At 60.7% G+C, this 7,007-nt stretch carries 6 protein-coding genes; 5 read left to right on the forward strand and 1 reads right to left on the reverse strand.

Annotation, left to right across the window (positions count from 1 at the left end; all coding sequences use genetic code 11):
- On the forward strand, window positions 1-155 hold a 155-nt coding region (locus tag VJV58_RS17960; protein ID WP_324138716.1), incomplete at its 5' end, for a L,D-transpeptidase family protein.
- Window positions 156-179: 24 nt separating this feature from the next.
- Here VJV58_RS17960 and VJV58_RS17965 read toward each other — a convergent pair.
- Complete coding sequence (locus tag VJV58_RS17965) at window positions 180-869, reverse strand: YggS family pyridoxal phosphate-dependent enzyme (protein ID WP_324138711.1); 690 nt, start codon at window positions 867-869, stop codon at window positions 180-182.
- A 109-nt stretch (window positions 870-978) separates the two neighbouring features.
- Between VJV58_RS17965 and VJV58_RS17970 the strand changes: the two genes are divergently transcribed.
- The 4 genes from VJV58_RS17970 to holA form a co-directional block, all read left to right on the forward strand.
- The gene (locus tag VJV58_RS17970; protein WP_324138712.1) at window positions 979-2,670 is read left to right on the forward strand and encodes a diguanylate cyclase domain-containing protein; all 1,692 of its coding nucleotides are present in this window, start codon (window positions 979-981) and stop codon (window positions 2,668-2,670) included.
- Window positions 2,671-2,778: 108 nt separating this feature from the next.
- Entirely contained in the window at window positions 2,779-5,403 is a 2,625-nt protein-coding gene (leuS, locus tag VJV58_RS17975) for a leucine--tRNA ligase (RefSeq protein ID WP_324138713.1), read from the forward strand.
- Window positions 5,390-5,941, forward strand: coding sequence for an LPS assembly lipoprotein LptE (gene lptE / locus VJV58_RS17980; protein WP_324138714.1), 552 nt, complete (start codon window positions 5,390-5,392; stop codon window positions 5,939-5,941). The genes leuS and lptE overlap by 14 nt, the downstream gene beginning before the upstream one ends.
- A gap of 119 nt (window positions 5,942-6,060) precedes the next feature.
- Window positions 6,061-7,007: DNA polymerase III subunit delta (holA, locus tag VJV58_RS17985; RefSeq protein WP_324138715.1), on the forward strand; the 947-nt coding region annotated here is incomplete at its 3' end.

Here is a 7,007-nt window from a genome sequence, read left to right on the forward strand (position 1 = left end):
CCTGTCCGCGAATCGCGGGACGAGGCAGCGCGGTGTTCCTGCATCTGGCTCGAGATAATTTTGGTCCGACCGCGGGCTGTGTCTCGATGACCAAATCCGCAATGCTGCGGCTGTTGGCCCGGCTCGGGCCGGATACCAAAATCATCATTGGATGAATCAAAACATCGACTCGCGGCTCGCTAGCGGGCGCCGAAAATCGCGGAACCGATACGAACATGCGTGGCGCCGAGCTGGATGGCGGTGGCGAAATCGGCGCTCATGCCCATTGACAGATTGGCCAAGCCGTTGCGCGCCGCGATTTTTGCCGTGAGCGCGAAATGGGGCGCCGGCGCGTCGTTAAGAGGGGGGATGCACATCAAGCCGGAAATTTGCAAACCGTAATGGTCGCGGCAACGGGCAATAAACCCGTCAGCTTCCGCCGGCGCCACACCGGCCTTTTGCGGCTCCTCGCCGGTGTTCACCTGAACGAACAATTGCGGCCGGCGATCCTGGGAAGTGATCTCTTTGGCTAACGCTTCGCAAATGCTCGGGCGATCGACCGAATGAATGGCATCGAACAAGCCGACGGCTTCTCTGGCCTTGTTGGACTGCAGCGGTCCGATCAGGTGGAGGGCGATTCCGCGGTAACCGGACATTAACTCAGGCCATTTTGCCTTCGCTTCCTGCACGCGATTTTCGCCGAAGACACGCTGTCCTGCTGCGATCACAGGCTTTATTGCCTCCGCCGCAAACGTCTTGGACACGGCGATCAGCGTCACCGACGAGCGATCGCGACGCGCTTGCTTGCAGGCGCGCGCGATCTCCTGCTCCACCGTGGCGAACCCGGTTGGTAAATGCGGACTTATCGGCGAGAATTCCTGCGGCGTCATTCTACCCCTGTGTGCCAACATTTTTAATGGGTAGTTCGAATTTTAGGGAGTTCAGGAAAGGCTTTTTGAACCATTCCCTCTACCGTCCATGTGGGGTCGGGGGCCAAGGATGTCACGCGTCAAACTCAATCGCAACAGAGTGAAGCTTAAGCGGCTTCTCGGAATCCGCGCGCGGCTTGCGTTGCTGGCGCTGATTCTTGTGGCACCGCTAATGCTGGAACGCGCCCGTTCACTCGAGGATGAGCGCGCCAAGCAAATCGCGCGGGCGGCCACCGAATTCTCAAATCTCGCGCAACACAGTGCTGACGCCCAACTGGAGGTCATCTCCTCAGTCGAGACCGTATTGAAGTCCGCAGCCTATATCGGCGCATCGGTCGGAGACGTCGGCCGGAGTTGCGAGATCCTCCACGCCAGCCTGCCCGCAAATCTGCCGTGGATACGCACTCTACTCATTGTAGGCGGCGATGGACGGGTGCAATGCTCGACCAACCCAATCTTCGTTGGCCTCGATCTTACGGACCGCGCCTATTTGAAAAAGGCGCGGGAGAGCCGCGATTTTGTCTTCAGCGATTATCTGTTCGCCAAGGTCACCAGTAACCCGGTCGTAATGGCGGCTTATCCGGTGTCCGCCATCAATCGCGCCGCGGATTCGGTTATTCTGGCCGGCGTCAATCTCGACTGGATGTCGAAGATCATGAGCAATCTCGGTGGTCGACCCGGCATTTCCGCCGCGCTGATCGACAGCACGGGAACTGTGCTGGCCGCTCCCGCCGACCAGTCCACCATGATCGGGCGTTCGCTCGATAGCGTGCCGCTACTCTCGGCGATTGCTGAACAAGCCATTGCTTCCGACAAGGCGCAAGGCGCGCTTTCGTTTGTCGCTGCCGACGGTTCTAAGCGCGCGCTCAGCTTTGCGCGCATCGCCGGCACGCAATCCAGGCTGATCGTCAGCATCGACGAGGCCAAGGTGTCCGCTGCGATCGATCGCGAGATCCGCACGGCCTATGTGCAGCTCGGCTTCGTCTGCTTATTCGTGCTGCTGGGCGCCTTGATTGCGGCGGAGAAGCTTATCATCCAGCCGATCGAGACGATCGCAGCGATGGCCAAGCGTTTTGGCCAAGGCGACTGGTCGGTGCGGGCCGTTCGGCAGTCACTGCCCGCCGAGTTCGTTCCGCTGGCCCGCGCCTTTAACGCGATGGCCGCACAGCTCGGCCAGCGTGAGCGGGAACTGGTGGCGACCAATGACCGCCTCACCGTGATTGCGTCGATCGATATGCTGTCCGGGCTTGCCAACCGTCGCGGGTTTCAGAGCAGGCTCGATTTCGAATGGATGAAAGCACAGCAACATCACAGCGAAATGTCGCTGCTGATGATCGACGTCGATCAGTTCAAGCTGTTTAATGACACCTACGGGCATCCCGAAGGCGACGCATGCCTCGCCCGGGTCGGCGAAACGCTGGCCGGCATCGCCGACGATTGCATGGGATTTGCGGCGCGCTACGGAGGCGAGGAATTCTGCTTGCTGCTGCCCAACACTGGTCTCTCGCGAGCACGCGACATTGGTGAGCTGGTGCGAGCCGAGGTGCAGAAACTTGCGATGCCGCACTCCACGAGCAACCATGAAACCGTGACCGTCAGCGTAGGCGTGGCGTGCACCAAGCCGGATGCAAGTAGCCGGCCCGCAGACCTGATCGAGGCCGCCGACGCGGCTCTCTATGCCGCCAAACATCTGGGCCGTAACGCGGTGATAGAGCACGGCCTCGGGCCGCTAAGCGATGGTACGGTCGCGCTGGCAAGCTGAAGCATCCGCTGCAGGCAGTGAGCCGCGGGCGTTGACCCCTCAGCTGCTTTTGTGGCCTAGTCCCGCCGTCCGGAAAATGGACGAATCCACGAAAAGCCCCGCAATTCCATGAACTCTGAACGTTACAACGCACGCGAATCCGAACCACGCTGGCAACGCCGGTGGGAAGAAAAGGCGATATTCGCGTCAAAAAACGATGACTCGCGGCCGAAATATTACGTGCTTGAGATGTTCCCGTATCCATCCGGGCGTATCCATATCGGCCATGTGCGGAACTATACGCTCGGCGACGTGCTGGCGCGCTTCATGCGCGCAAAGGGCTACAACGTGCTGCACCCGATGGGCTGGGACGCCTTCGGGCTTCCTGCCGAAAACGCCGCGATCGAACGCAAGGTAGCGCCGAAGGCGTGGACCTACGACAACATCGCGGCGATGAAGAAGCAGCTACAGTCGATTGGATTGTCGCTCGACTGGAGCCGGGAATTCGCGACCTGCGATCCTTCCTATTACAAGCATCAGCAGAAATTGTTTCTCGATTTTCTGCGCGCCGGGCTGGCCGAGCGCGAGCAACGCAAGATCAACTGGGATCCCGTTGACATGACCGTGCTCGCCAACGAGCAGGTGATCGATGGGCGCGGCTGGCGTTCTGGCGCTGTCGTCGAACAGCGCGAAATGAACCAGTGGGTTTTCAAGATCACCAAATATTCCCAGGAACTCCTGGACGCACTCGACACGCTCGATCGCTGGCCCGACAAGGTACGGCTGATGCAGCGTAACTGGATCGGCCGCAGCGAAGGCATGCTGGTGCGCTTCGCGCTCGACCCCGCCACAACGCCATCCGGCGAAACCGAGTTGAGAATCTTCACGACGCGGCATGATACGCTGTTCGGCGCGAAGTTCATGGCGATCGCACCGGACCATCCGCTGGCACAAGCCGCGGCTGCGAATAATCCGAAGCTTGCGGAATTCATCGCCGAAGCGAAACGTCACGGCACAGCACAGGAGATTATCGACACCCAGGAAAAGCAGGGCTTCGATACCGGGATCAGGGCGATCCATCCGTTCGACGCGAAGTGGAAACTGCCGGTCTATGTCGCCAATTTCGTGCTGATGGAATACGGGACCGGTGCGATCTTCGGCTGCCCGGCGCACGATCAGCGCGACCTCGATTTCGTCAACAAATATGGCCTCGGCAATACGCCCGTGGTTTGCCCCGAAGGCCAGGACCCGAAGACATTTGTCGTGACCGACACGGCCTATGACGGCGATGGCCGCATGATCAATTCGCGCTTCCTCGATGGCATGAGCACGGAACAGGCCAAAGAGGAGGTCGCAAAACGGCTAGAGCAGGAATTGCGCGGCAACATGCCGGTCGGTGAACGGCAGGTTAATTTTCGCCTGAGGGACTGGGGGATTTCGCGCCAGCGCTATTGGGGCTGTCCGATCCCGGTGATCCACTGCCCGAAATGCGGCGTGGTGCCGGTGCCCGACGAGGACTTGCCGGTGACGCTGCCGGAAGACGCCACATTCGACAGACCCGGCAACGCGCTCGATCATCATCCAACTTGGAAGCACGTGACCTGTCCGCATTGCGGCGGCAAGGCCACGCGCGAAACCGACACCATGGATACCTTCGTGGATTCCTCTTGGTATTTCGCGCGGTTCACCGATCCGTGGAACGAAAAGGCGCCGACGACTCCCGCCGTGGCGGACCGGATGATGCCGGTCGATCAGTATATCGGTGGCGTCGAGCATGCGATCCTGCATCTGTTATACAGCCGCTTCTTTACCCGCGCGATGAAAGCCACCGGCCATATCGGAATGGACGAGCCGTTTGCCGGCATGTTCACGCAGGGCATGGTCGTGCACGAGACCTACCAAAAGGCGGACGGCTCATATGTCACGCCCGCCGAAGTCAAGGTTGAGACCGGCGCCAACGGCCGCCGCGCCAGCCTGATTATTACGGGCGAAGAGATCTCGATCGGGTCCATCGAGAAAATGTCGAAATCGAAGCGCAACACCGTCGATCCCGACGACATCATCGCGACCTACGGCGCCGACGTGGCGCGCTGGTTCATGCTGTCGGACTCACCGCCCGACCGGGACGTGATCTGGAGCGACGAGCGGGTGCAGGGCGCCTCTCGTTTCGTGCAGCGAATCTGGCGGCTGGTGAACGAATGCGCGGAGATCGGCAGAACTGCGCCACCGGCGAGGCCGGCAAGTTTTGGGGCCGACGCGCTGGCGTTGCGCAAGGCGTCGCACGGGGCGCTGGATAAAGTGTCCAGTGGGATCGAAAAACTGCATTTCAACGTCTGCCTCGCCTACATCCGGGAATTTTCGAACACGCTCGGGGAGGTGCTGGCAAGGCAGGGCCAGCCGGCAGGCGATCTCGCTTGGGCGGTCCGCGAGGCCGGGATTATCCTTGTTCAACTGTTCGCGCCGATGATGCCGCATCTGGCTGAGGAATGCTGGCAGCGGCTGGCACAATCGGGGCTCGTTTCGGAAGCGGCTTGGCCCCAAATCGAACGCGATTTGCTGCTCGAAGATACGGTGTCCCTGGTGGTCCAGGTCAATGGCAAGAAACGGGGCGAGGTCACGGTGGGACGCGATGCGCAGAATCCACAAATTGAGGCTGCCGTTTTGGCGCTCGATGCGGTAAAACAAGCGTTGGGTGGCAAGGCCGTCCGCAAGGTGATTATCGTTCCCATGAGGATCGTGAATGTCGTTGGCTAGCGTCCGCATCGCCGCGCGGCTTCTCGCCGTGGCCGCTCTGGCGGGACTGACTGCCGGCTGTTTTCAGCCGATGTATGCTGAACATTCCGACGGTACGCCAGCGTTGCGGGAAAAGCTGATGGGGATCGAATTGCCGCCCATCGAGAAGCCGAACGCATCTCGCGACGCGCGGCTCGGGGTGGAAATCCGCAACGCGCTGGCATTCAAACTCTACGGCAACGCCACCGGCATGCCGCCGACGCATCGGCTTGTGATCCGTTTTACTACCACCCGTTCGTCGCTGATGGTCGATCCCGCGACGGCGCTTCCCTCGAGCGAGAATTACGGCATCGACGCGCAGTACAATCTGATCGAGATCGCCTCGAACAAGTCGGTCATGACCGGAACGACATTCTCGCGGGTATCCTACGACATTCCCGGCCAGTTGCAGCGCTTCGCCCGAACCCGCGCCTTTCGTGACGCGGAGGATCGCGCCGCCCAGGAAATTGCCGAAAATATCCAGACCCGGCTGGCCTCGTTCTTCGTCGCCGGTACATGATGGCAGCCCCTATGCCGGGCAGCGATAGCACCGAGGCAATCCCGGACCGAAAAGTTTGTCGCCACCATATCTGCGATCTGCGCTTGCGCGCGGTCCGAAATGACAAATCCTGATTCGTCGTGGTTGCGCTTCGCGGAAAAGAAATCGACGCCTTTCTCGCCCGACCCGATTCGGGCCGTCCGATTATTCTCCTTTACGGCCCCGATGCGGGGCTGGTACGCGAGCGCGCCGACGCGCTGCTTGCATCCGCGGTCGATGATCCGAATGACCCGTTCTCACTGGTGAAGCTGGATGGCGACGAGCTTTCAGCAGAACCCTCGCGCCTGGTGGATGAAGCTCTCACAATTCCGCTGTTCGGAGGCCGACGAGCGATCAGGGTGCGCGCGGGGTCGCGCAGTTTCGCGAGCGGCGTGGACGCTCTTGCGGACAGTGTGCTGAAAGATTGTCGCGTTGTGATCGAAGCGGGTGAGCTGCGGCCGGAATCACCGCTACGCAAGGCTTGCGAGCGAGCGAAAACGGCCGTTGCGATCGGCTGCTATCCAGATACGGAACGCGATCTTGCAAAGCTGATCGACGACGAATTACGCGCTTCGAACTTGCGGATCGCGCCGGACGCACGCGCTGCGCTGGTTTCGTTGCTCGGGGGCGACCGTCAGGCGTCGCGCAACGAGCTCAGGAAGCTCACGCTCTACTCGCATGGCAAAGGCGAGATCGCGCTCGACGACGTGATGGATGTGGTCTCGGATGCATCCGAATTGAAGCTTGATCCGATCGTGGACGGCGCGTTTGCCGGAAAGCCGGAGCTGGTCGAAAGCGAATTCGCCAAAGCCATGATTGCGGGCACGTATCCGGGCATGATTATTTCCGCAGCCCAGCGACAAGCGGCATGGCTGCACAAGTCCGCCCTTGCGGTGGCAGAGGGAACACCGGTATCGACACTGCTCGAGGGTGGATTTCCGCGGCTGCACTTTTCGCGCAAGCCGAATGTCGAGGTGGCGCTGCGAAATTTCAGTCCGGCGCGGTTGGCCTCGATCATTGATCAGCTTGCAACCGCGGCCCTGGACAT

The sequence above is a fragment of the Bradyrhizobium sp. genome (assembly GCF_035273305.1).
GTDB lineage: Bacteria > Pseudomonadota > Alphaproteobacteria > Rhizobiales > Xanthobacteraceae > Bradyrhizobium.

What these genes read in the sequence shown, in the direction of transcription:
- VJV58_RS17970 (WP_324138712.1), top strand. Translation starts at nt 979, where the DNA reads ATGTCACGCGTCAAACTCAATCGCAACAGAGTGAAGCTTAAGCGGCTT.
- lptE (WP_324138714.1), top strand. Translation starts at nt 5,390, where the DNA reads ATGTCGTTGGCTAGCGTCCGCATCGCCGCGCGGCTTCTCGCCGTGGCC.
- VJV58_RS17965 (WP_324138711.1), bottom strand. Translation starts at nt 869, where the DNA reads ATGACGCCGCAGGAATTCTCGCCGATAAGTCCGCATTTACCAACCGGG.
- leuS (WP_324138713.1), top strand. Translation starts at nt 2,779, where the DNA reads ATGAACTCTGAACGTTACAACGCACGCGAATCCGAACCACGCTGGCAA.